The sequence below is a fragment of the Planctomycetia bacterium genome (assembly GCA_021413845.1).
GTDB lineage: Bacteria > Planctomycetota > Planctomycetia > Pirellulales > PNKZ01 > PNKZ01.
Genome location: JAIOPP010000056.1, coordinates 28,426 through 54,967 on the forward strand (window position 1 = coordinate 28,426; position 26,542 = coordinate 54,967).

A 26,542-nucleotide genomic window follows, 5' to 3' on the forward strand; every position below is an offset into this window, starting at 1 on the left:
CGAATGATCCGAGAGATCCCGACGCGTTTACGGCCGGCCGCTAGTTTGCGGCGTCTTCGCGTCCGGTGCAAGCGGTGATTTGTCGTTCTTGCCCCCTCCCCAATCGACGGCCGGCCAAATAATCGCCCTGCCGTCTCTGCCGGTCGTGAGCGCGTTCAGTCCGTCGTGCGAGAAGGTCGTGCTGGAGACCGCTTGCTTATGTTCCTTCAACGTTAGGATTTCCTTGCCGGTGGTCGTGTCCCAGAGCTTGGCGAGGTTATCTTGCGAACCGGTAAGCACTCGTTCGCCGTCGACGGTAAACGCGACCGATGTCACGCCGGCCGTGTGCCCTCGAAGCACATATAAGTTTTCGCCGGTTTCGGCATTCCACACGATCGCCGTAGTGTCTTCGCTGCCGGTGGCGATGAACCTGCCGTCTTTCGATACGGCCACGGCGCGAACCGCCATCGTGTGCCCTTCCAGCGGAGGCAACTGTCGGCCGTCGGCGACGACCCAGCGGTGCGCGGTAATCTCTTCGCCGCCGGTAATGATGCGCTTGCCGTCGGCGGCGAACTCGGCGACGTACATCGCCCCTACCTGAGCGAACGACTTCCCTTCGAGCTCTCCGGTCTCGGCGTTCCAGAGGCGGGCCTGGCCGTCTTCCGAAGCGGTGAGCACTTGCTTGCCGTCGGACGAGAAGCGAACGGAATTGACGTTGCCCGTGCCGGCCGCCGCCAGACGCCGGATGGCGAGGCCGGTGACGGAATCCCAAATCTTCGCCGATTGATCCCAGCTGCCGGTCACGACGCGCGCGCCGTCTTTATCGGGAGAGAATCCCACCGAAGCGACCGCTCCTTGCGGGCTGAAGCTTTTCAACTCCGCGGCGGTCGCGGCATCCCATAGCCTGGCACCGTCGCCGCCGACGGTGAGCAGGCTTTTGTCGTCTTCGGAAAACATCGCGCACCAAACCAAAAAGTCGCGCGCCTCGAGATCCAAAAAGGGAGCGGCTTGGGCAAGCCGTTCGTTGCCCGCGGCCGGCGAAGGAATCTCGTCGCCGGTTTTGAGATCGAACATGCGGACCGTGCGGCGCACGGCATCCGTCGAAACGATCCGACGTTCGTCGTGCGACAAAGCGACCAACTGCGGCGACTTCTCCGTGCGCAACTCGTGCAAGACTCGGGCCGACTGGACGTCCCACACGCGGACCTTGCCGTCGTTGCAACCGGTGACGGCCGTTCGACCGTCGGCGGTTGCGGCGAGCGACGACACGGCCTGCGGATGCTTCAAGATCCGATCGCGCAGCGGCCGGCCCGTAACCAAGTCCCACTGCTCGACGGAATTGTCGGCCGAAGAAGTGAGCAGTAGCTTGCCGTCGTCCGAGAAGACGGCGCCGGTGATTCGATCGGTATGCGAGGAGAGTTCGCGCAGCAGGCTGCCGTCGGCCCGGCTCCACAGGCAACATCGCCCGCCGGAGTCGCCGGTGAAAAGTTGCAAGTCGTCGGCCGAGAAGGCGGTCCACACGATTTCATCGCCGCGGTTGGCGAGTCGGAACAAATTTTCCCCCGTCTCGGCGTACCACAACGTGGCCCCATCCTGCTCGTTGCCGGTCAGCACGACCGAGCCGTCGCGCGAGGCCGAGAGGGCTCCGGCTCGGCCGGCGGGTTTCAAGCGCAAAATCTCGACGCCGCGCGCGACGTCCCAAATGCGCGCCGTGTTGTCGATGCCCGCCGTCACGACGCGCCCCTGCGGGTGCTCATCGTCCATGCCCGGCAGGTTCGGAATAAACGCGGCCTGCGAGACCAAGAACGAATGCCCTTCGGAGATTTGCATCGACGACCCATCGGCGACGTTCCAAACGCGGGCCGTGTGGTCGCGGCCGCCGGTGACGATGCGCTGATCGTCGGGCGAGAACTCGGCATGCAGCACGGCGTCGGAATGCTTATGCAAGACGAGCTTGCCGAGCACTTTTTCTTCGGCGTACTTATCGAAGTCCCAGAGGATCGCGCTCCGATCGTGGCTCCCCGAGAGAAGCCGCTTGCCGTCGGCGGATAAGACGCACGATCGGATCCAACCGGCATGGCCGCGGAGTGTCTTTTCGAGCCGACGATTCTTAGCGTCCCACACTTTGACTGTGTTATCGTTCCCGGCGCTGACGATGCGCAAACCATCGGCGGAGAAGCCGACCGAGCGGACGGCGGCATCGTGCCCCTGGAGCGCGTCGAACTTCACTGGAATTTGCGGCTTTTTGTCGATCAGTTTCTCGAAGTCGAAAGCGCGAATATCGGCCGGGTCCCAAAGCATCACGCGCTTGTCGTCTCCGGCCGTAGCGACATACTTGCCGTCGGGCGAAAAGGCCGCCGCGTAGACCGGGCCTTCGTGGCCCCTGAACGGCTCGCTCGGTTTCTCCGTTTCGATATCCCAAACGAACGCGTTGCCGTCTTGGCCGGCGGTGACGATGCGCGTTTCGGGAACATCGGGACCGAGAGGCGGGGCAAACGCCGCGGACCAGACCCACCAGTTATGCCCTTGAAAGATATGGAGCTGTTTCTTGGTTTCGATTTCCCACAGCCGTGCGGTTTTGTCGTAGGAACAGGTGAGCAAGCGCAGCCCGTCGCGCGAGAAAGCGACGCCGAGCACGCCGTCTTCGTGGCCCGAGAACGTCCGCTTCAACTCGCCGGTAGCGGCATCGCGAATCTGCACATAAGCGTCGGGATCGCTACCGCCGATCGCGATGTCTTTTCCGTTCGGAGAAAAAGCGACGGCATGCACGTATTTGGAACCGTAACGGATGACGGTCGGCGGCGCCGAGCCTTCGACCGACCAGATGCGCACGCTGTTGTCCCAACTCCCGGCGGCGAAACGTTTGCCGTCGGGCGAGAACGCGACGCAATCGATCGGGCCGACGGTGCGGAACGTCTGTTTGTTTTGCCCGCAGAGGTACATCAACCGACCCCATTCCCACCGGCGTAGGCTCGCCTCGCATTGATCGAGCAAGGCTTCGGCGGTGCCGAACGAGTTTTCCTCGATCTTCGCCGCCGCGAGTCCGATTCGTGCGACATACGCTTCGTAGGTCTTGGCCGTCTGTGCCGCTTTGGCGTCGGCCGCGGCTTTGATAGCCGCAGCTTCGGCCGTTTTCGCCAGCGCGGCCGCTTCGCGCGCACGCTGCTCGGCGAGCGTGGCGTCGTTGAGGCGTTGGGTGGCGAGAGTTTCCGCGGTGCGAGCCTTACCGGCTTCGGTCGTTGCCGTGTCGGCGGCGGTTTGCGCTAGTGCTTCCGCATCGACGGCAAGCTGACGATCGGCTTTGGCCGTTTGTTCGGCGATCAGAGCGAGCTTGCGATCGCGATTGATCTGAAAGAACGCGCCGGTTACGACGACGATCACGAGCGCCGCCAGCCCGATCGCCATACGCTTCGCGGCGGTGAGGCGCTGCTGACGTTGTTCCCGTTCGTCGCGGCCGGCCGTGGCGCGGATGCGAATGTCGTCGTCGCGCAAGTCGCCGGCGTCGAGCAGCGAAAGAGCGAGATCGAAGTCGGCCTTCGTGACCGCCGCCTCGGCGTAAGCTTCCTTCGTCGCGCGGACCCCCGCCTGCGCTTGTTCGCTGCCGCTCCACAAGCCGAGCGCTTGCTGAAACCCGAACAGCGCGCGGGCGAAGTCTTGATAGTCTTTCGACTCGCTCGCGCGCGTCAGATCTTCTTGCGCTCGCACCGCGAGCACGATGCTCTCGGCGTGCGATTGGTACTCGCGAATCTCGTTTTGGAAGTCCTTCACCGTCGCCGGGCGTTCTTCCCGCGACGACGCCATCGAGCGCCGCGCGATCTTGATCAATTCGCCGTCGTGATCCGTCGGCACGATCTCGTTGCGCGCCGCCGCGAACAAGCAGCCCATCACGTTCGGGCCCGTATGCGGCGGCCGGCCGACGACGATCTCGAACAAGATCGCGCCGAGTAGATACACATCGCTGCGGGCGTCGATATGCGCAATCGGGCCGGTCGCCATCTCGGGAGCCATGTAGGCCGGGGTGCCTCCCATGCCGGGATCGTAAGCGGCGACGCTGATCTTGCGCGACTCGGCAGTGAGCAGCGCGAGCCCCCAGTCCATGAGCAGCACTTCGCCGTAGTTGCCGAGCATCACGTTTTCGGGCTTCAAATCGCGATGGACGACGCTGCGCGAGTGGGCGAAGGCGACGGCGTCGGCCACCTTCATCAAGATTTCGATGTTCTCCGCGAGCGACTTCTTCGCGAGCACTTTGTTCCACGGCGTGCCGACGACCCGCTTCATCGAATAGAAGTAAGAGCCTTGCTGACTGGAGCCGAGATCGTAGATCGGCACGATGTTCGGATGGTCGAGCTCGCCCGTGATGACCGCTTCGGAAAGAAACTTCGCGCGCTGATGTTGGTCGGTCGTCTTGTCCGACTTCAACATCTTCACGGCGACCGTGCGATCGATCGAGGCTTGCCGCGCCGCATAGACGACGCCGATCCCGCCTTCTCCGATCATGTCGAGCAGCTGATAGTCGGCATCGGCCGCGCGGCCGCCGCTGATGGCTTGCAGCACGCGCCGGCCGACCATCAGCGATGGAATTTCTTCCACTTCATCGGCGGCTTGAAGCGTCTTTCGCTTATGGGCCGAGCCGGTGACGGTGCCCGACCAGAGATCGCTCATCCGCGCGACGTCGGCCGGATCGAGCTTCGGGCCCGAGCCGATGAGTGAAGACGGCAGAGCGATCTCGTCTTCGGGAAGTTGGAGCGGCGCAGAAAACGTTTGCGTATTCAGCAACTGCGTCGGGCTTTCGCGCTTCGCGTCCGTGGCACCGAGACTTCGGTCGGTCGTCTTGTAATGATCGACTTCCGGCGGCGGCGGGGCGGCGGCAGGCGCCGGCGGAGCCGTCGCCGCTACGACCTCGGGCGGCGAGGCTGAAGGAGGCGAAACAACATCGGGCGAAGCGGCTTCAGGCGAAGTAGCTGCGGCAGGCTGTGCGACGAGCGATCCGCCGAGCGACTCGAAATCCTTCGACGACACCATCAGGGTGCCCGTGATCTCGACGGGATGAGCCGCGACGGGCATGACGCCGCCCGGGCCGACGTATGCCGTGGCACCGAGCGCGCCCTCTTGTGCGCCGACGGCAGGGGTCGCCGGTGCGGCGAGCGCCGCTTCGGCCGCGCGAGCGACGATGCGCTCGAACGTATCGATGAGCGACGGCTGCACCTCGGGCGGGGGTGGCGGGCCTTTCCGTTTGCGCGTACCGCCGGCGATCAGCCCATCGCAACAGGGGCAGACCGGCGACGTCGCGAAGGCGGCGCCCAGTTCACGGCCGCAGGAGGCGCATTTCCGCATCACGGAACGGGACCTCGCAGCTCATTGAATTCGGGAGTCGAAGCGGCGGGAGAACCGACACCGCGCACACCCTGCGGCGGCACCGACAGGTTCGGCCCGACGATGCCCGGGCCCGCGCCGTCGCGCTCTTCCGGCGATGCGTTGGAGGAGTTGTCCGTCGCGGCGGGAGTCTTTGCGATCGGCGGCACGTTCTGCACTTCGGAGGAAGGCAGGCGGAACTGCTTCGGCGGACGATCGGCTTGCAGATCGCCGGGAGAAACGGCGAGCCCGCGGAACATGATCACGTCGGCCAGCATGCGCGGCATCGTGAAATCGTTTTCCTTTAAGTACAGCCGATAGTGCCCGTCCGGAAGCGTTTTTAGGAACTCGGGGAGATCGTCGAGCACGGCCAGCTTCAGCCTGTATCCGGTCGACGCCTCGACGCCGCGCGACACTTTGCGCAACTCGACCGTGCGCTCGACGGCCGCCACCTGCTGCGCGACGGCCCGACGATCGTTGATCGCCGTCGGTGCGGTCGGGATGGTCGTGCGCACTTCGGGCGTTTCCGGAATGATGTACGCGCGCAACAACGAAGGGGTGTCGATGATTCCCAAATCGCGCACGATCGGGGTCGGAATGCCGGTGCCGGGAACTTCGATCGTCACGTCGCTCGTCGACACGCCGCCGTCTTTGTCGATCGCCGTCACTTCGATTTTGATCGGGGCCGCCGCATTGCTCGGATCCGGAGCGATGAGGAACGTAAACGCCTGCGCGAGAGCCGTGCCCGGCAGCACGTGCGGCAGGAAGGTCTGTTGCGGGAAGCCGGTCTTCGAGATCCCCCAGGTGATCAAGACGCTGAAGTAATCCTTCGGAGCGTCGTTGATGACGCTCGTCAACGACGTCGACGCGGCGGCATCGACGTTCGAGGCGAACAGCTTGGTGATCTCCGGAGGAACGTTGATCACGTCGACGTCGATGTCCTTCACGGTCGACGCGTTGCGGTAGGTGTAGCCTAGCGCGGTTCCGACTTCGGTCGACGTCGCCGTGATCTTGAACTTCGTATCGAGGTTGTCGTCGGCGTAGATCGTCATCCCGAGGAATTGGGCCCAAGTGAGCACGTAGGTCTTGATGCCGCTCATGTCGGTCGCGGTCGGCGCGATCAACGTCACGCCGTCGGACCCGCGCAGTTGAACCTGCGGTATGACCCCTTCGATCTTAACCGACGTGATCTCTTCGGAGCCGTCCGTGTCGGTCAGAGAGATTACGAGGCCGGATGCGAAGGGGGTGTTCTCTTTGCCCGAGATCGTGAATCCGACGGGAAACGTCGGGGCATCGGCAACCGGATCGACCGTGATCGAGAAGATCGCGAGGCTGCTCGTGAGCGGGCCGCCGCCGGCCGTGGCGTCGTCGGTGACGACGAACGTAAACGAATCGGTCCCGGCGTAATTTGCGGCGGGCCTATACTTGTAATTGCCGTTCGAGACGAACTCGAGAACGCCATGCACGGGCGGATTGATGATGGTGTAGGTCAGCGTTTGGACAAAGTCGTCGTCGCCGTCGTTGCCCGCCAACACAACCGCCTTCGGAGTATCTTCGAGCGTCGTGATCCCTAGTCCGGCGGCGGCCGTCGGTTGATCGTTCACCGGATTGATGTGGAGTAGGTAGTCGGTCGTGACGAACGAGCCGCCGGGATCCTTCACCTTGATCGTGATAATGACGTCGCCCGAAAGGTTCGGCGCGGTCAGAGCGAGGATCGTGCGAGCTCCGCTCGACGGACCGTTGAAATTGTAGACGAAGATGTCGGAGTCTTTGACGAGCGTCTGATTGTTCGACGTCGCGGTCACGTCCAACATCCCGAGATTCGGCGCCGTTTCGGCGTCGGTGACGGAGACGACGAAGGCCACACCGCCGGCATCTTCATTGATCGTCGAGCCGCTCGGCGCCGTGACGAACGACGGGGGGTTGTTTACGTCCACGTTCAGCTTAACGAAGTTGGTCGCACCCGACGCGTCTCGAACGGTCAGCGTGATCTCGACGTGGCCGAAAGCGCCCCCGACCGGCGTAAACTTCACGTTGCGCGATGTGCCGCTGCCGCCGAAGACGATGCCGCCGTCGGCGATGATCCCCTGAGCGTTCGACGTGCCGATCATCGTCAACGTGGCGGGATCGTTGTCGACGTCGCCGATCGTAAACGCAAAGGTTCCGCTCGTCACGGTTTGCAGAATCGTGATGCTCGTCGGGGGCGGATACGAGATCGTCGGCGCATCGTTGATCGGGTTGACCGTCACGATCTGCGACGCCGCGGCGCTGTCGACAAAGCCGTCGTTCACCGTAAACACGATCGTCCGATCGCCGCCGGTCGGATTTTGGCTCGTGTTGGAATACGTGATCGATTGCAGCGCTAGAATATAGTTCGCGATGCTCGTCGTACCGGTCAGCGTGAGCGTCCCCGCGCTGTAAATTCCGCTGATGCCGTTCTGGTTTACGAACGACAACTGATCTTGAATTCCCGCATAGGTGTCAGGCCTGATTTTAATCGTCGCCGAAGAGACCGTTGCGCCGACGTCGACATCGCTCACGGAGACGCCCGAATCGATGACGACCGGCGCGGCGTTCTCGTTATAGATCGTCGCGATGCCGGTGGTCGTCACTACCGGCGCGTCGTTCACGGAGTTAACGAGAATGCTCGCCGACGCCGTCGCGATGCTGAACGCAGTCGTGCCGCCGTTGGTCGAGGCATCGGCCGTGTTGCCGGCGGTGCCGCTCGTCGTGTCCCACGCGCGGAACGTGAGGCCGGGGGTCACGGTGCCGTTGAAGTTCAAGTTCGGCACGAACCGGACCCGCATCTCGCTATCCGACAGCAAGAGGAGAGCCGTGGAGTCGGAGAGGGCGCCGAATGCCGTCCATGTTCCGGCGTTCGTCGTGCGGTATTCCCAACTGCCGTTCGTGGTCGTCGCACCGGTAACCGCGATCCCTTTCGCTACGCCTACGCCGTCCGCGTCGGTCACTTGGCCGGAGATCAACGCGCTGACCAGCGTCCCCGTGTTCGCGGCCGAGGTCACGTCTTCGTTGATCGCCGTTAAGCTGTTCGCGCCTGTGAGAACCGGAGCGTCGTTGATGGGGTTGACCGTAACGCTCGCCGAAAAAGCAGCGGTGCTGTAAGCCGTCGTGCCGCCGGTGGCCGAGGCGTCTCCTACGCCGCCGGCCGTGCCGCTCGTGGTGTCCCAGGCACGGAACGTGAGGCCGGGAGTCACGGTGCCGTTGTAGTTCAAGTTCGGTACGAATCGCACCCGCATCTCGCTGTCGGATAGCAACAGCCGAGCCGCGGCATCGGAGACCGAGCCGAACGCCGTCCAAGTTCCGGCGTCCGTCGTGCGAAATTCCCAAGTGCCATTCGTAGTCGTCGCACCTGTGACCGCGATCCCCTTCGCCACTCCCACGCCGTCGATATCGCTCACCTGTCCGGCGATCAACGCGCTGACGAGCGTTCCCGTATTTGCCGCCGTGGTTACGTCTTCGTCGATGGCCGTTAAGTTGTTCGCCCCCGCCAGAACCGGCGCGTCGTTCACGGCGTTGACCGTGATGCTCGCCGAAGCGGTGTCGACGCTGTAGGCCGTCGTGCCGCCGTTGAGCGTTGCCACGCCGACCCCGCCCGGCGTGCCGGTCGTCGCGTCCCAGGCGCGGAACGTGAGGCCGGGAGTGATGACGCCGTTGAAGTTCGCGTTCGGCACGAACCGCACCCGCATCTCGCTGTCGGCCAGCAACAGCCGAGCCGCGGCATCGGAAACGACGCCGAACGCCGTCCAGGTTCCGGCGTTCGTCGTGCGATATTCCCAGGTGCCGTTCGCGCTCGTCGTTCCCGTCACGGCGATTCCCTTCGCCACGCTTGCGCCGTCCGGATCGGTTACGTTGGTGCCGGAGATGAGCGCGCTGACCAACGTCCCGGTATTCGCACCCGTGGTCACGTCTTCGTTGATGGCCGTCAAATTGTTCGTGCCCGTCAGAATCGGGGCGTCGTTCACGGCCGTAATCGTGATCGTGCGCGTATCGGCGGCGCTCGTATCTTCGCCATCGGTAACGGTGAACGTCAGGGTGCGATTCTGCGTTTGCGGCTTGTCGCTCGTGTTGCGATAGGTGATCGATTTGATCGCGTCTCTGTATTGGTCTTTGGTCGCATTGCCGGTGAGCGTCAGAATGAGTTTGCCGCCGGCCGTCGACAAAGCGCCCGTGATTTCAGGCGTGTTCGTGAATTCGAGCACGTCTTCGTTCGTGACAAGGGGCGGCAACGTCAGCGAAATCGTCGCTCCCTTGATGTTGGGGTCGTCGCCGTCGGTGACCGTCGTAATCCCGGAAGCAATCGCCACCGAACCGTCTCCCTCGGTATAAACGATCGGAGGATTCGGGATGGAAACCACGGGGACCTGATTCGGCCCGACTTGGATCGTGCGCGAGACGAGCACGCTGTCGATGACCTTGTCAATCGCCCGGTCGCTGACGCCGAACGTGACGATGCGGTCGGCCGTATTCGGCGTTCCACCCGAGTTTTGAAATTTGACCGATTGCAACGCGGCTTCGTACTCCGCTCGCGTCGCCGTTCCGCTGAGCGTAATGACGTACGTCGAGCCGGGAGCCGTGGCGACGCCGGAGATACCGTTTTGATTCGTGAACGTCAGCGAGTCGTTCGTCTTCCGGTTCGTCAGCGTAATGACTGCGCCGTAAAGAAAATCGTTGTCGGGATCGGTGATCGTGATCGTCGCATCGATCACCTTCTCACCGTCGTTCTTCTGATAGATCAGATCGGGCCCGGTCGGCGAAAGCACCGGCACGTCGTTCACGGCCGCGACCGAGACGGTTTTCGTCGCCGCCGGTCCGTTGCCGTCGCCGTCGTTGAGCGTGAAGGAAATCGTTCGGTCGCCTTCGGTCGGCTTATCGCTTCCGTTGTGATACTTCACCGAGCGGAGCGCAAGCAGGAAGTTCGCCTTGGTCGTCGGCCCGGTCAACGTAAGCGTCCCCGCGCTATAACCTCCGGTGATGCCGAAGTTATTCGCGAAGACGAGCTGGTCTTCGACACCGGCATAGTTCGTGATGGTCACCGTGGCCGATTGCAGATCGGTGTCGTCGACGTCGACGAGGGTAATGCCTGCGTCGATGACGAGCGCCGTATCCCCTTCCACGTAAGCGGTCGTGCCGCCGGTCGTGGTCACGACCGGCAGATCGTTCACGGCGTTGACCAAGATGCTCGCCGACGCGGTCGTGGAGCTGAAGGCCGTCGCGTTGCCGTTCGTCGAGGCGTTTCCTATGCCGCCGGCCGTGCCGGTCGTGGCGTCCCAGGCACGGAACGTCAGGCCGGGAGTTACGGTGCCGTTGTAGTTCAAGTTCGGCACGAACCGGACCCGCATCTCAGCGTCGGCCAATAACAGCCGTGCCGTGGTATCGGAGACGGAGCCGAACGTCGTCCAAGTCCCGGCGTTCGTCGTCCGATATTCCCAGGTGCCGTTCGTGGTCGTCGTCCCCGTGACGGCGATTCCTTTCGCCACTCCCACGCCGTCCGCATCGGTCACCTGACCGGCGATCAGCGCGCTCACCAGCGTCCCCGTATTCGCCGCCGTGGTCACATCTTCATCGATGGCGGTTAAGTTGTTCACGCCGGTCAGATCCGGCGCGTCGTTCACGGCGTTGACCGTGATGCTTGCCGACGCGGTATCGACGCTGAAAGCCGTCGCGTCGCCGTTGGTCGAGGCATCGGCCGTGGTGCCGGCCGTGCCGCTCGTCGTGTCCCAGGCGCGGAACGTAAGGCCGGGAGTTACCGTGCCGTTGAAGTTCAAGTTCGGCACGAACCGCACGCGCATCTCGCTGTTGGAGAGCAGCAGCAAAGCGGTTGAGTCGGAGAGCGCGCCGAACGCCGTCCACGTTCCGGCGTTGGTCGTGCGGTATTCCCACGTGCCGTTCGTAGTCGTCGCCCCGGTGACCGCGATCCCCTTCGCCACGCCCGTGCCGTCCGCATCGGTGATCTGCCCCGCGATCAACGCGCTGACGAGCGTTCCCGTGTTCGCACCCGAAGTCACGTCTTCATTGATCGCCGTGAAGTCGATCGCCCCCGCGAGCACCGGAGCGTCGTTCACGGCCGCGACGACCAACGTCCGCGTTCCGATGGCGCTCAGGTTCAACCCATCGTTCACCTGAAAGCCGATCGTCCGATTCGCGGCCGACGGATTCTCGCTCGTGTTCTGATACTGAATCGAGCGGAGCGCCGTCTGGTATTGCGCCAGCGTCGCGGTTCCGCTGAGCGTCAGCGTGAGCGTGCCGGCGTTGATACTCGAAGAACCGAGGATGGTCCCCTGATCGGTAAAGAGCAGGTCTTCCGCACCGGTATCGAGAATCGTGAGGGTGACGGTCGCGCCGGTCAACGTTCCGGCGCCATCGGTGTCGGCGACCTGGACCGCGCCATCGAGCAGTTTCGGTCCTTCTTGTTCATCGTACGTGAGGTTCGCCACGGTCGGCGTTACCGTCGGCGGGGCGTTGAAGCGCACTTGGAAAGCCCGCAGCGCGGTTTCGCCGTTGCCGTCCGTCACCGTGATCGTAATCGTCGTCGTGCCGACCCCGTTAGCGACCGGCGTGACGATGAGAGTTCGATTGGCTCCGGAGCCGCCGAACGTAAAACTCCCCGGCACGTTCGTAACGACTCCGGTGTTCGACGAAGCCGCGCTCAGCGTCAGCGAGCCCGGCGCAGTTTCCGTATCGCCGATCGTGAACGCGATCGCACCCGTAGCCGTTCCTTTCGGTCGGGCGACGTCGGCGATGGCGAGCCGTCGAAAATCGGTGACGGGCCAAGCGTCTCGAACGTTCCGTTGTCGTCGAGATCCCAACTGTAGGTGAGCGTGTCGTTGATGCCCACATCGGTCGCGGTGCCGGTGAGCGTCACCATGGCGTTCGCGCCGGTCGTGTAGGGCCCATGCGCGTTGGCCGTCGGCGCGACGTTGTTGACGACCACCTGCATCGCGGCCGAGGTCAGCGTCGATGCATCCGCCCCGACGACCGTGATCCGCACGTTGTAATGGCCGACTTGGTTGTTCGCATACACGTGCGAACCGACGATCGTGGTGTTCGTGTTCGCAGCGGTCGGTTCCGAAGTCGCCAACGTGCCGTTCGACGTGCTCGACTGCGTTCCGTCTCCCCAATCGACCGTGATCGTGTGGTTCTTATTCAACCCTGCGGCGTTGTCTTGATAGCTCGCCCCGCTAAGCGAGAAGAGCGAGCCTTCGTTTACCGGGCTGCTCGTTCCCGCCGTGACCGCGGAGACGGCGAAGACACGCCGCTCTTCCATCCGTCGGACGCGGAGTTGCACGAAGTCGTCCGGTCGACGAGCGGCCTCCTGTCCGCGGCTCGGCTTCGAGCGAAACAGCCTGCGGACCCAATCTGAAAGCGGCATAGGACTTTACTCGTTCACTAGAACGTAGAGACCCTGAAGCGCACGTGAGTCGCGGCAGGCCCGACTCCGCGGCGCAAGCCCCTCCATTTTACGCGATCGGAATATCCGGCAAGGTAAGATAATTATAGTCCTGCGAACCGCTTTCAAACCGCTTAGTTATAACGACTTAAGTCGCAAACACGCTCCTTCTCCGCCGACCTCGACACCTGCATCTGTTGTATCGGTCGTTCCGAGCCGACAATCCGCCGCGCCGCCGAGCGACCGGCATCTCTTCTCCAACCGCTGCCGTGAGCCTGTCGGAAGCGCAGCCGGAGCGCTGCAATCGTGCCCCCGATCTCTGCGGCGGGGTTCTTGTCGTACGGCTCCTAGCGGATGTGTTGCTCACGCCGGTTCTAGCGCAGCTACCGCCTATTCGGACTGGAAGCATTTCTCTGATAGCTCTCGAACATCCGCGCCGAAACAATCGGTACGAACGGCCCTCGGCTCGATCAGTTCGGACCGTCCGTTCTTCCCTGTCGGAAAGCCTCATGACCCCGTTCTTCCGTCGCCGACGAACGCTGCTCGCGCTGCTGACCTTGCTCGGCGGCGCGGCGAGTTGCTTTTCGTGCTCGACGGCCGGCGAGCTCTCGGCCTTTAAGAACTACGAGCGCGATGCGCAGCGGAACGACGGGAAGCAGAGCCCCAAGCAGCCGGTCGCGAAGCAGCCGGTCGTCGCGGCTGCCCCTCGCCGCGCGTCGACCGGAAAGACTTCGTACCTGCCGCAGAACATTCCGCGTCCGAACACTACCCGCTCGACCAGCGCTCCGGTAGCGCCGCTCCCTGGCGCCCAAGCTCCGCAATTGCTCGAAGCGCCGCCGGAACTTCCCCGCGCGACGATCGTGCCGCTCGACTCGATCGTCAGCGATGCAGCAGCGCAACCGATCGCGCCGCTCGTCGCCATGCAACAACCGCCCGAACCGCAGCAAACCGAGCCGCAGCGCAATGCCGCGCCGCCGATCATCGTTCCTCCGCAAGCCTCGGAACTCGTTCCCCCTCCGGCCGGCACCGAAGAGCTCGCGCCGTTCGTTCCTCCGCCGCTCACGGGCATCGGCGCAGCGACGACTTCGATCGCGCTTCCCAAAGGGGAAATGCCCCGCAACTTCGCGAAGCTGACGCATGGCAACGAAACCCAACTCCTCGCCCCGCCGGATCAAGCCCCGCAGGTCAGTGCGCCGTTCTATTCGACGCCCCGCGCTCCCGACTTCACCTATCGCCCGCTCTACTTCGAAGAGCGCGGCCTGGAGCGCAACGGTCGGACGATCGGTTTGCTGCAGCCGGGCCTTTCCGCAGCGCACTTCTTCGGCACGATTCCGATTCTCCCCTACAAAATGGGTGCGCAACCTCCGTCGCGCCCGATGTACACCGGCAACGGCGTCAACGTCCCGAGCGATCGGCTCACCTGGCGCGATCGCGTGCGCGGCGTCATGGCCGAAGCGCTCGTCGTGCTCGGCTTCAACTACGCGATGCCGTAAACGAGAGGCGGCATAAACCGCGCCGGCTCGCTACTCGAAACGAAACGTCTGCGCGAGCCGCCGCGCAAGCGTCGCCGCGAGCGATTCGGGATCGACGTGAATCTTCGTCGGCACGAGCGTGTCGAACGTCGCGTCGTCGACCGGCCCGTCGATCTCGATCTGCACCTGATACTTCGTCGTCGCGCCGTCGCGTGCCCCGCGCCCCTGCTCCGTCCGACCGAGCGCGAGCGCTTCATCCTCGGGCTCCCATTCGCGCTGCGCGACTTCACGCACAGTGCCGTATAACACGGTCCCAGCAAGGGTCGTCGCGCCGCTTCGGCCGCCGTTGCCCGCCTCGATCAACAGCTCGACTTTGCAGCCCGGCCGAATCGCCAGCACATCGGCTTGATCGATGATCGCCGTCGCTTCGACGCGGCGCGGATCTCCGACAAGACAAATCGGCGCACCGGCTTCGAGCGTCGCTCCGAGGTTTTCCCGCGCCGAAACGGCTCCGCTCCAATCGTTCAACACGCGCGGATCGGCTTGCTCATTGATTTTGCGCCGCGCGGGAATGATCGTCCCTGCAATGGGGGCTTTGAGCGTTAGGCGTTCTTCATCACTTGTGCGCTGGGCCAGTTGCCGTTCGGCATCGACGAGCGCTTGCCGCGCCGTCGGCAGATCGACCTTGACGCTCGGGTCGGCCTGTTGCCGTAGCTCCAAGTTGCGCAATGCCGCCGCGAGTCGTCGGCGCTCGCTTTCCAACTTCAACACTTCGCGCCGTAACGCGGCGTCGCGCAGCACCGCGATCGTATCTCCCGCGCGCACGTTGCCCGACGGCACGATCGACTCCAACGTGCCGGGCTGCGTCACGTACACCGTCTCGGCCCCCGCCGGCCTTAAGATGCCGTCGACTTCGATCGACCGCGGCAGAGGGATCGCCAATGCCGTGGCAATGATCCCGACGACGAGTAAGCTGACCAGCCAAAACCTCGGCTGCCGAAACAAACTGCGCGAGCTCGGCTCGGCCAAGCGGCGACCGATACGCATCGCCGGCGACATCGCCAACCCGACGACGGAGAGCACCGTAACGAGCTGCGCCGCGAGTTGCAGACCGTACGTCGCGGCCCAAGCGTTTAAGATCCGCAACGCGCCGAACATGACGAACCACAGAAAGAGGGTCGACGCGAGCGAATACGCAGCGAGCGCGACGGTGCGCAACGGCGCATGCTCGTTGCCTCGCAAGTCGCGCCGCCGCGGATCGTCGCCGAACCAGAGCCGTTCGGCCCAGCGCCGCCACACGTCGCCCCCCTCTTGCGCCAAGTGCGGGATCTCGACGAAGTCGGCCAACACGTGATAGCCGTCGTAGCGCATCAACGGATTGCCGTTAAGCATGAGCGTGTTCACGGTGCAGACGAACATCAGCGCGAGGCACAAGGTATGAAAGCCTCCCGGCTCGCTGAACCACCAGAGAAACGTCGCCCCGGCCGCGATCACGAGCTCGACTCCGATCCCCGCCGCGCTCACGGCCATGCGCGACCGTTTATCCGCGAGCATCCACACATCGCTCACGTTGCAATACAAGCTCGGCGTGAACAAGAACAGCATCACTCCCATCTCATGGCATTCGCCGCCGAAATGCTTGCAGACCAGCGCGTGGCCGATCTCATGCAGCAGCTTCGTAAGCCCGATGGCCGCGGCGAACCAGAGCGCGTTCTGCGGTTGAAAGAAGTCTTGTTGCGTCGGCAAGCGCGCGATCAATTCGCGCCAATGCGTAAACACCAGCACGAGCGCGCCGAGGATCAAGAGCCCGTAGCCTGTCAGCGCGACGGGCGAAAGCAACGCGCGGACTTCCGGATAAATCCGCCGCAGCGTTTGCTCCGGGTCGAACCCGCGAAAGCGAATCATCAACGGGTTCAGCCAAGTCGAACGGCGCTCGTTGCGGCGTGCGGCGGCGCGGCGCGTCGTGAGCACTTCCCCCTGCCCCGGCGCATCGGAAAGAATCAACCCTTCGCCGTGCAATTGCCGCACGAAGCCTTGCAGCATGTCGAGGCTGAGCCGTTTCGGTGCGAACGCCGCCTCGAACTCCGCTTGAATCTGCAGGAGCCCGAGCCGGCCGTCGAGGCGCTCGAAGATCCAAAACTCTTCTTCTTCCAACTGGAAGTAGCGCATCGCGACGGGATCTTTCAAGCCCCACACGCGTCGTCGTTCGTAGCGCAACGCGCGCACTTCGAGATCGCGCCGACGACGGAGCGGCCAGGCTCGCGAGTTTCCGCCGACGGCGAACGTCGCCATGGATTACGACCCTTTCACCGCGCTCGCAGCGGTCGGCGGCGCGAGCTCCAGCGTTCCCCGTTCGCCGGGGCGAAGCTCGTGGTTCCGGTTTTCGATCTCCGCCCAGACCCGAATCTGCCCGTTCACCGGATCGATCTCGGGACTGACGAACACGAGCTTGCCGACGAACGGCGCGCGCTCGACGCCGGCCGAGTCGGCAATGAACCGCACGCTGCGTCCCGTCCAACTTCCGACCGCCTGACCGGCGGGCACGAACGCCTCGGCCCGCATCCGATCGATCCGGACGACGCGCAACACGGGATCTCCCGGCTTGACCCATTCCCCTCGCCGACGATGCAGCTGCACGACTACGCCGTCGAGCGGCGACATGATCTGCCGTCGATCGACGACTTGCTGCGCGACGGCGAGCTCCGCTTGCTTCAAGTCGCGCGTCTGGCGGGCCACTTGCAGATCGTGTTGCGCTTCCTCGACGGACAGCTCGCCTCGTTCGGCTTCGAGTTGCAATTTCTCGAGCTCGGTCTTCGAGATGCTCCGCTCGACTCTTTCCATCGACACCTGCGAGCGCTTCAATTCCGACATCGCGACCTTCGCGGCTTTGTCGGCGAAGCGCACCTTCACATCGTTCGCGGCGGTCGTCGCGGCGATCTTCACTTCGGCCGCGGCTTTCGCGAGCGCGAGTCGCGCGTCTTCGTCGTCGACCTTGCCGACGATTTGCCCTTTCTTAACGACGTCCCCTTCGTTGACCTTCAGTTCCGTCAGCAAGCCGGCATCGCGCGCGGGAATCTCGGCCTGTTCGATCAACGTCACTAAGGCGTCGGCGATGCGCAACTGCGACGGCTGCGCTTCGTCGGCTTCGGCGCGCGCGGCGAATAGGCCCTGCGCTGCCAACAGCGAGATCGCGAGCAGATGTCGAACGGATGACCTCATGACGACCCTCCGGAATTCAACTCCGCTCCCGCGTTCGCAACGCCGCGAACGTCCTACCAGCCTACTGCGACACGGATCAGAACAATAGCTGCGTCCGGACGACATGAATCAAATCGAGCAACCAACTGCGGGCCAGCGACGTCTCGCCGCAACGCAACTTCGCCACGACCGCAGCACCGGGCCGGAGCTCGTCGCGCGGCATCGCGCCGATGTCGGCCGTCACCCGCACGGTCGCCTCGCCGTCGACGGGGGCTTCGCTCCGCCGGGCCGTTTCACGAACCTGCGCCGTGTACGTCGTTTGCGGCGCAGCAGCGGAAACGAACTCCACTTCGAGCGGCGTCTTCTGCTCGCGCTGCGCTTCATGGACGTAGCCGATCCGATCGTCGGGCACCAGCAACTCCAGCTCCCAAGGACCGGCCACGTCGCCGATCGAAAGCAAGAGTTGCCCCTTCCGCACCGGTCTTGCGGCGAGCGATTGCTCGACGTCCCACGTCAGCACTTGGCCCGCGAGCGGACTCGTCACGACCAGCGCTTGGCGTTGTCGCAGCAGCTCGGCGTGTTGTTCGCGAAGCCCGATGAGTTGCTGCTTCATCTCTTCTTCTTCCGCCGTGAGACGAAACCGCTCGCTCGTATCGCTCGTCCCGGCCGGCGAGCCGCGCAAGCGGGTCGCTTGCACCGAAGCGAGCCGCTTCTCCGAAGTTTGAATTTCGCCCGAGACGCGCGTCAGCTCGAAATCGAGTTCCGGGCTGTGCAGCGTAAGGAGCGTTTCCTCCGCACCGACGTCGGTGCCGTGGCGAACGCGCACCGAAGTCACGATCCCATCGACCGGCGCGAAGACATTGCGCCGCCGCGCCGGTTGCAACTTGCCGCGGGCTTCGATCTTCAGCTCGGCGGGAATCAGCAGCGAGGCCGCGACGAGCGCGAGCGGAATCGCACCCCACTTCCACCAGCGCGAAGCGAACCGCCCGCGGGCGACATTCCGTAGCTGCTCCCCGACGCGCCGCAGCGGCAGTCGTTCGTATTGTCCGGAGTTGTCGAGCGCGGCTCCGACATGCGGCGCGATCATCGACAACCGCTCGCGCAACATGGCCGGCGATGCCGTCGCTATGCCCGATGCTTGCTCGAAGCGTTCGACGATCAGCCAACCGACATGGTCGGGCAAGCGTTCGCCCGGCCGCGCTTCCGCTTCGCCGGCGGCCGGCTTCGACGCTCGCAACGGCACGACTGCGCAGAAGCGCGCGGGGGAAACATCGAGCAAGTGTTGCAGCGCCGTTTCGATCTGCGGCGCGCGACTCACCGGAGTTTCGTCGTACCAAAGCGGTTCGCCTAAGGCCGCGACCGCTTCCGTAAAATCTTCCCAAGCTCGGGCGACGTTCGAGCGCCGATCGAACGACTCTTGTCCGCTCGCGGCGATCAGCTTGGCGCGACCGCGCGAGACGAGCGCGAGCCCGACCCGATCGCACGCGAGGAGGCGGCGCAGCTCGTTGACGATCGCCGAGGCGACGTCGTCGAGATCCAAGCTCGCATGAATTCGAGCGAGGAAATCAAACCATTCGGCGTGCGGGGCGAGCTGCGGCGGCGGAACTTCGGACCTATGCATGGCTCGATTATACCCACACGACGCGCCGGCATTGCGGGCGACTTCTTCCCGCTTTCCAGGTCTTCGCACCACCGCCGGCGTCGGAAACTCGATCTCTTTCCCTACGCCTCCGGACAAGAAAAGGGGAAAGCGGCGCAAACAGCGTGAAGAATGCCGCTTTTTCCGATTGCGTCGAAAAAACCGCTCATGCCGATTGTAGCGGCTCGCCGAATTTATCCCATACGACAGCTTGGGCTTTCGTATGCGCGTGTCTGCGCATTCATCACGCCGGTGCTAGCGAAGCAGAGCAAGCCGAAACGTCTTCATGCCGGTTCCTTTCCGAGATCCGAACGACCGACTTACCTCTCCGCTCACGGCACATTGCCGGGGGCTGATGGGGCGGATCGTCGTTTGCCTCGTGCCGGTGCTGGTCGCGTCGCTTGGGTGCGGCACCACGCCGCGGCAAGTGTTGGAGAACCACCGACCCAACTCCGGGAACTTCTATCGCAACCTCGCGAAGCAGGTCGACTATGCCGACCCGCAGTTGCACGCGATGCAGCAAGAGCCGTCGCTGGAGCCGTTTACGATCGAACAAAACATACCGCGGGAGTATTGGAACCTGCCGCTCGAAGAAGCGATTCTTCTCTCGCTGACCAACTCGACGGTGCTCCGCGACCTCGGCGGCCAGGTGCTCCGCTCGCCGGCGACCGCCCCTTCGATCCACAACCCGGGCATCGTGGAAACCGATCCGCGGTTCGGCATCGAGAACGCCTTGAGCGCGTTCGACACTTCGTTCAACACGCGGCTCTTCTACGAGAAGAACGATCGGGCCTTGAACAACGCCTTCTTCGGCGGCGGCACGCGGCTCTTGCAGCAAGACTTGCTCGTCGCGCAATCGAGCCTCACGAAGCAAGCCGCGACCGGCACGCAATTCATCGTGCGCCATAACACGAACTACGACGCGAACAACGCGCCGGGCAACCTCTTCCCGAGCGCTTGGGACACGAACGTCGAAGCCGAATTCCGCCATCCGTTGTTGCAAGGAAGCGGCGTCGAGTTCAATCGGATCGCAGGGCCCGGCGGTCAACTCGGGCTCTTCAACGGCGTCGTGCTCGCGCGTATGAACACCGACATCAGCTTGGCGGAGTTCGAGACGGCCGTGCGCAACATGGTGGCCGACGTCGAGAACGGCTACTGGGACCTCTACTACGCTTATCGCGACTTGCAAACGAAGCTCGTCGCGCGCGACAACGCGTTAGACACTTGGCGACGCATCAACGCGCTCTACATAGCACAGAAGCGCGGCGGCGAAGCCGATAAGGAGGCCCAAGCGCGCGAGCAGTATTATCGGTTCCAAGAAGAAGTCGAGAATTCGCTGACGGGCCAAGTCGTCGAAGGGACGCACACGAACAACGGCAGCTCCGGCGGCACGTTCCGCGGCACGACCGGCGTGCAACTCGCCGAGCGCCGCCTCCGGCTCGTCTGCGGATTGCCGATCTCCGACGGCCGAATGATTCGTCCGAGCGACGAGCCGATCGTGACGAAGGTGACGCTGGATTGGACGCAAACTTCGCAAGAAGCGCTGGCCCGCCGACCGGAGTTGCGGCGGCAGCGTTGGGTCGTGAAACGTCGTGAAATGGAGCTGTTCGCGAGCCGCAACTACTTGATGCCGCGCCTCGATGCGACCGGCCGCTACCGCTTCCGCGGGTTCGGCAACCAGCTGCTCAACAGCGACGGCAACACCGACGGCAACCGCTTCGACAACGCTTACGACAACCTGCTGACCGGCGACTTCCAAGAGTGGCAACTCGGCGTCGATATGACCGTGCCGATCGGATTCCGACGGGCCCATTCGGCCGTTCGCAACGGCCAGCTGTTGTTGGCGCGCGAGCGGGCGTTGCTGCATGAGCAAGAGCGTTCGGTGCTGCACGACCTGAGTAACTCGGTCGCCGATTTGCAGCGTGCGTTCGCCATCACGCAAACGAGCTACAATCGCTTGGTCGCCGCGCGCGATCAGTTGAACGCCGTGCAATCGACCTACGATGCCGACAAAGCGCCGCTCGACTTGCTGCTCGAAGCGCAGCGCCGCAACGCCGAAGCGGAGGGGCGCTACTATCGAGCCCTGGTCGAACATGCGACCTCGCTGCGCAACGTCCATTTCGAGAAGGGGACTTCGCTCGAATACCACAACGTCTATCTCAACGACGATCGCCAAGAATACGGCGCGAAGCGCGCTCGCCGCGGCAATGAGTTGCCGCTGAATTACGCCTTCGATAAGAGCATCGTCCACCCGGAAGCGAACGGGCCGCTAACGGCTGCTCCGATGGTTGCCGGCCAAGCTGCTCCGGCAGCGACTCCGACGTTAGCCCCGACATTGGCACCTGCACCGACTCAAGCAGTATCGAATCCGATTGCATCGACTCCGACTGTGCCTATTCAGGCCGTGCCTATTCAGACCATGCCGGGTCAGCCGACTCTCGCGCCACCATTAGCACCGCCGATCACCGCACCGGTGCAAACGTGGATGCCGTTGCCGGCTCCTTCCGAACGCCCGACGACGCCGGCCTCGTTCGACGGCTCGGCGGCTCCGAAGTTCGTGCCGATGACGCTGCCGCCGACCACGACGCCGGAAACGGCACCTAATGCCGGCCAACCCGTAGAACCGATCTTCGACCGGATCGTGCTCCCGCCGACGGGCCCCTAATCCTCGGCGTGCGACGCTGATAAGCTCGCCGCCTGCGCTCGACGAGAAATTAGAATTGTACGGCCCGATGCATCGGTCTATATTGATCGATGCTCCCTCCTTCCTCTCCCGCCTCCCCCCGCACGAGGAAATCCCATGTCGCGCCTCTCGTCAGTTCCTGCCGCGCATGCCGCCGAGCATCATCTGCACTCGCGGGCGAACCCGATGTTGCCTCCCGCGCGCGATACGATCCGTGTCGGCTCGAGGCGTTGGTTCTTGCAGACGGGCACCGCCGGACTCGCCGGGCTTTCGACGATCGACCTGTTGCGCGTCCGCGCTCAAGCTGCGGCGGCCGGCAAGTCGAGCGGCAAGAAATCGGTGATCTTGTTCTGGCTCTCGGGCGGACCGAGCCATCTCGACATGTGGGACCCAAAGCCGGATGCTCCGCGCGAGATTCGCGGCCCTTACTCGACGATCGCAACGAAGCTTCCGGGCGTCCGCTTCTCCGAGCATCTGCCTTTGCAAGCGCAGATGATGGACAAGCTCACCGTGATTCGCTCGGTCGATACTTCTTCGAGCAATCATACTCCGATCACGATGCAAGCCGGCAACTCGCTCGCGCGTCGCACGAACGACGGCAAAGACGGCGGCGGCTATCCCTCGATGGGTTCCATCGCCGCGAAGTACCACGGACCGAACGTGCCGGGCATGCCGGGCTTCGTCGGCCTCGCCGATAAATGGACGTCCGACGTCTGGGGGACCGGCGAACTGGGACGCGACTACGATCCCGTCAAAGGGTTGGAAGTCGCCGATAAGCTCAAGATGGCCGAAGGGCTGACGCTCGATCGGTTGCGCGACCGGCATGAGCTACGTCGCAAACTCGACGACTTCGAGCGCCTCTTCGAGCGCCGCAGCGATGCCGTCGAGTTCGATCGCTATCAGCAGATCGCGCACGAGATGATGCTCACCGGCAAGATGCGCGAAGCGTTCGACATTGCGCGCGAGCCCGACGCGATGTTCGACGCTTACGGTCGCGGCAGCGTCGGCGAAAAGACGTTGCTCGCGCGGCGGCTCGTCGAGGCCGGCGTCGGCTTCGTGCTCGTCAGCGGAGCCTGGGGCTACTTCGATCATCACGGCGACGAAGTGAAATGGGGGGGCATCGAGAAAGGTCTCACCCCGCTCTTGCCGACGATCGATCGCGCGCTCACGACCCTCATTCGCGATCTCGAAGACCGCGGCCTGCTCGACTCGACCCTGATTCTGATGATGGGCGAATTCGGACGCTCCCCCGTCATGACCCCTACGGCCGGGCGCGGGCACTGGGTCAACGTCATGTCGATGGTCATGGCCGGCGGCGGCTTGCAGCATGGGCAGGTGATCGGCAGCACCGACGATAAGGGGTACGGAATCGCGACAAATCGCGTCACGCCCGAGGATTTAGCGGCTACGGTCTTCCGCCACCTCGACATTCCGCTCGGCACGCACTGGACGAACCCGCAAGGCAGGCCGATCGCGATCGTTCAAAATGGCGGCCGGCCGATCCCCGAGTTATCATAAGAGGATCGTAGCGCGACGGCCGGGGCTTTCCGACACAGCGGAAGTTCGTGGAGCGTGCTCCGATCGATGGCTGCGTCTTCGCGGCTTTCGCCGGCATCCACCCCACCGAGCCCGAGTATGTTCGCCCGACCGAGTCGCCGGCCCGTCGCTTTCGTTCTCCAACCGTTGTCGGTTGTCATGGCGTTGCTGTTCGCCGGCGCGCCGGCCGGGGCCGCCGCGCCGCAAGATGCCGGCCTCGCGTTCTTCGAGCAGAAGATTCGGCCGGTGCTCGTCGAGCATTGTTATTCCTGCCACTCGCAAGCAGCCAAGACGCAAAAGAAACTCCAAGCCGAGCTGTTCCTCGATTCGCAAGAAGGAATGCTCTACGGCGGCGAGAGCGGCCCGACGATCGTGAAAGGAAAATCGGCGGAGAGCCTGCTCATCAAGGCGCTCCTCTACGACGGCTTCGAGATGCCGCCGACGGGTAAGCTCCCGGCCGGCGTCGTCGACGACTTCAAGAAGTGGGTCGACATGGGTGCGCCCGATCCGCGCGTCGGAAACGCGACTGCCGTACCGGCGAAGCGCGTGATCGACGTCGCCGCGGGCCGGAAGTTCTGGTCGTTTCAGCCGCTCCACACCGCTGCGCCTCCGGAAGTGAAAGACGCCGCTTGGGGTCGCACGCCGATCGATCGCTTCGTCCGCGCTGCGCAAGAGCAGCAAGGGATCGTTCCCAACGGCCCGACCTCGCCCGAGACGCTCGTTCGTCGGGCCTACTACGACTTGATCGGCCTTCCGCCGTCGCCGGAAGAGGTGGCGCTGTTCTTAAACGATAAGTCGCCCGATGCCTATGCGAAGCTGCTCGACCGGCTGCTCGCGAGCCCGCGCTACGGCGAGCGCTGGGGCCGCCACTGGCTCGATGTCGCCCGCTATGCCGAAAGCGGCGGCTACGAATTCGACGGCTTCCGCCCGGGAGCGTATCACTATCGCGATTGGGTGATTCGCGCCTTGAACGACGATCTCCCTTACGACGAGTTCGTGCGGATGCAGATCGCCGGCGACAAGCTCAAGCCGGGGGACTATCAAGCCGTCTCCGCGGCCGGGTTCTTCGTCGCGGGCCCTTACCCGGGCCAGATCACGTCGAAGACCGTCGAGCGATTCCGCTACGACCAGCTCGATGACATGCTGATGACCATGGGAGGCTCGATGCTCGGGCTCACGCTCGGCTGCGTGCGGTGCCACGATCATAAGTACGACCCGATTCCCGCGACCGACTACTACGCCTTGGCCGCTTCGTTGGAGCGGACCGCGCAAGGCACTTCGGCACTCGATCCCGACGTCGCCGCCTCGCGACAAGCGCTGGTGAACTACGAGCAGCAGCGAAAAACGCTCGACGCCGCGCTGGCGAAGTTCGCGGAAAGCGAGCTGCCCGCGCGATTCACGAAGTGGCAGCAACAAGAATTGCCGAAGCTCACCGAAGAGCCGCGCTGGCAAGTGCTCGCACCGCTCTCGACGTCGAGCGGCGACACTTGGCTGACGATGCACGACGGCGGCCTCGTCGCCACCACGGCCGGCGGACGAATCAAGCAGAGCGATATCTACGTCGTCGCGACCGAGACGTATCAAGAGAAGCTCACCGCGCTGCGGCTCGATGCCCTGACGGATAAAGCGCTGCCGAAGAAAGGGCCGGGCCTTGCCGGCGACGGGAGCTTCGCGCTCGCCGATTTCAAAGTGACCGCGCGGCCGCTCGACCCGACGAACAAGACAGCTCCGATCGTCTTGAAGCTCAAGGCCGTGCAAGCGGCGCACGAAGCGAAGATGGCGCTCCTCGCAGCGGCCGTCGATCAAGATGCCAATACGAATTGGAAAGGGGAAGCCGGCGGACGGGATAACTCCGGCGTCTTCGAGATCGAAGGGGGCTTACCCGGTTTTCCCGGAGGGACAGGGCTCACCTTCGAACTCAAGTTCGCCGGCGCGGGCCTAGGGCGATTCCGCATCGCGATGAGCACGGAACCGAACCCCGCCACTTGGGCCGGCGAGATCGCACCGCAAAACCTCGGCGAGATCCGGGCGATCGTGGCGGCCGGGAAGAATCAACTCACGGCCCCGCTCCGAACGCCGATGGTCCGCTGGTTCGCCCGCTACGACGACACCGCGCAGAAAGCTTATGCGGCGCTCGAAACGCATTTGCGGCAGCCGCCGCGCGTGCAACTGGTCGACATCTATACGGCGGTTGCCGGCGGGCAAGATGTGTACCTGCTTCGCCGCGGCGAAGTCGACAACAAGCAAGGCCGCGCCGCGCCCGGCTTTATTCAAGTGCTCGCGACGGCCGACGACGGCAACGCGCACTGGCTCGCGAAACCGGCGGACGCGAAGGCGCTGGCCGTAAAGACGCCCGCCGCCAAGACACCCGTCGACCCGCGATTGGCGCTGGCCGAGTGGATCACGGACGCGAAGCTCGGCGCCGGGCAGTTGCTCGCGCGCGTGATCGTCAATCGCCTCTGGAAGCATCACTTCGGCGAAGGACTCGTCGGCACGCCGAACGACTTCGGCGCGCAAGGGGAACGGCCGAGTCATCCGGAACTGCTGGATTGGCTCGCCGGCGAATTGATCCGCGGCGGCTGGAAGCTCAAGCCGCTGCATAAGCTGATGATGACGAGCGCCGCCTACATGCAAGACGGCATCGTCGCGGAGACCAATCGGAAGCTCGATCCCGAGAATCGCCTGCTCTGGCATCGCCGCCCGCAACGGCTCGAAGCCGAGATCCTGCGCGACGCGCTCTTAGCGGTCGGCGGCGCGCTCGACGTGAAAATGTATGGGCCGAGCGTGCTCGATGATTCTCTGCGGCGCAGCGTTTATCTGCGCGTGAAGCGGAGCGAGCTCATTCCGCTGATGACGATGTTCGACGCCCCGGAACCGACGCAGAGCATCGGCGAACGCGCCAACACGACGGTGCCGACGCAAGCCCTGACGCTGATGAACTCGCCGTTCGTGCGGAAGATGGCCGAAGGGTTGGCCCGCCGCGTGAACACGCCCGCTCCCCTTCCGAGCGGAGTCACGACGAGCAGCGCGACTGTGACCAGTGCAACGGCCAGCACCGTCGAAGCCGCGATCGTGCGGGCCTACGAGATCGCGCTGTGCCGCAAGCCCATGCCGCATGAGCTGACGCAGATGCGCGAGTTCGTCCTGGCTCAGGCCGCGGCGCTCGGCGGCGCGTCGCCGGCAAACGTGGAACGAGCGCTGACCGAGATGTGCCAAGTGATGCTGTGCGTGAACGAGTTCGTGTATGTAGACTAAACCCTTCTCCCGTCGGGAGA

Annotated in this window: 9 protein-coding genes; 4 read left to right on the top strand and 5 right to left on the bottom strand. The window is 64.0% G+C overall.

Features of this window, described 5'->3' with window-relative positions; genetic code table 11:
- Positions 1-27: 27 nt before the first annotated feature.
- On the bottom strand, positions 28-5,316 hold the full coding sequence (locus K8U03_09830) for a protein kinase (GenBank protein MCE9605185.1): 5,289 nt from the start codon (positions 5,314-5,316) through the stop codon (positions 28-30).
- On the bottom strand, positions 5,313-12,158 hold the full coding sequence (locus K8U03_09835) for a tandem-95 repeat protein (protein ID MCE9605186.1): 6,846 nt from the start codon (positions 12,156-12,158) through the stop codon (positions 5,313-5,315). The genes K8U03_09830 and K8U03_09835 overlap by 4 nt, the downstream gene beginning before the upstream one ends.
- A gap of 1,090 nt (positions 12,159-13,248) precedes the next feature.
- On the opposite strand from K8U03_09835, the gene K8U03_09840 reads away from it, so the two are divergent.
- Positions 13,249-14,232, top strand: a complete 984-nt coding sequence (locus K8U03_09840) for a hypothetical protein (protein MCE9605187.1) — start codon at positions 13,249-13,251, stop codon at positions 14,230-14,232.
- Positions 14,233-14,262: 30 nt separating this feature from the next.
- On the opposite strand, the gene K8U03_09845 is transcribed toward K8U03_09840, so the two are convergent.
- The 3 genes from K8U03_09845 to K8U03_09855 form a co-directional block, all read right to left on the bottom strand.
- A complete protein-coding gene (locus K8U03_09845) occupies positions 14,263-16,503 on the bottom strand; it encodes a hypothetical protein (GenBank protein MCE9605188.1) in 2,241 nt (746 codons plus the stop codon).
- A gap of 3 nt (positions 16,504-16,506) precedes the next feature.
- Positions 16,507-17,430 carry an HlyD family efflux transporter periplasmic adaptor subunit gene (locus K8U03_09850; GenBank protein MCE9605189.1) on the bottom strand — a complete coding sequence of 308 codons (924 nt, stop codon included), beginning with the start codon at positions 17,428-17,430 and terminating at the stop codon, positions 16,507-16,509.
- Between the two features lie 76 nt (positions 17,431-17,506).
- On the bottom strand, positions 17,507-19,030 hold the full coding sequence (locus K8U03_09855; protein ID MCE9605190.1) for an HlyD family efflux transporter periplasmic adaptor subunit: 1,524 nt from the start codon (positions 19,028-19,030) through the stop codon (positions 17,507-17,509).
- Positions 19,031-19,334: 304 nt separating this feature from the next.
- On the opposite strand from K8U03_09855, the gene K8U03_09860 reads away from it, so the two are divergent.
- From K8U03_09860 to K8U03_09870, 3 genes are all read left to right on the top strand, one after another.
- Complete coding sequence (locus K8U03_09860) at positions 19,335-21,713, top strand: TolC family protein (protein MCE9605191.1); 2,379 nt, start codon at positions 19,335-19,337, stop codon at positions 21,711-21,713.
- A 204-nt stretch (positions 21,714-21,917) separates the two neighbouring features.
- A complete protein-coding gene (locus tag K8U03_09865) occupies positions 21,918-23,249 on the top strand; it encodes a DUF1501 domain-containing protein (GenBank protein ID MCE9605192.1) in 1,332 nt (443 codons plus the stop codon).
- Between the two features lie 177 nt (positions 23,250-23,426).
- Positions 23,427-26,522, top strand: coding sequence for a PSD1 and planctomycete cytochrome C domain-containing protein (locus K8U03_09870; GenBank protein MCE9605193.1), 3,096 nt, complete (start codon positions 23,427-23,429; stop codon positions 26,520-26,522).
- The last annotated feature ends 20 nt before the right edge of the window (positions 26,523-26,542 follow it).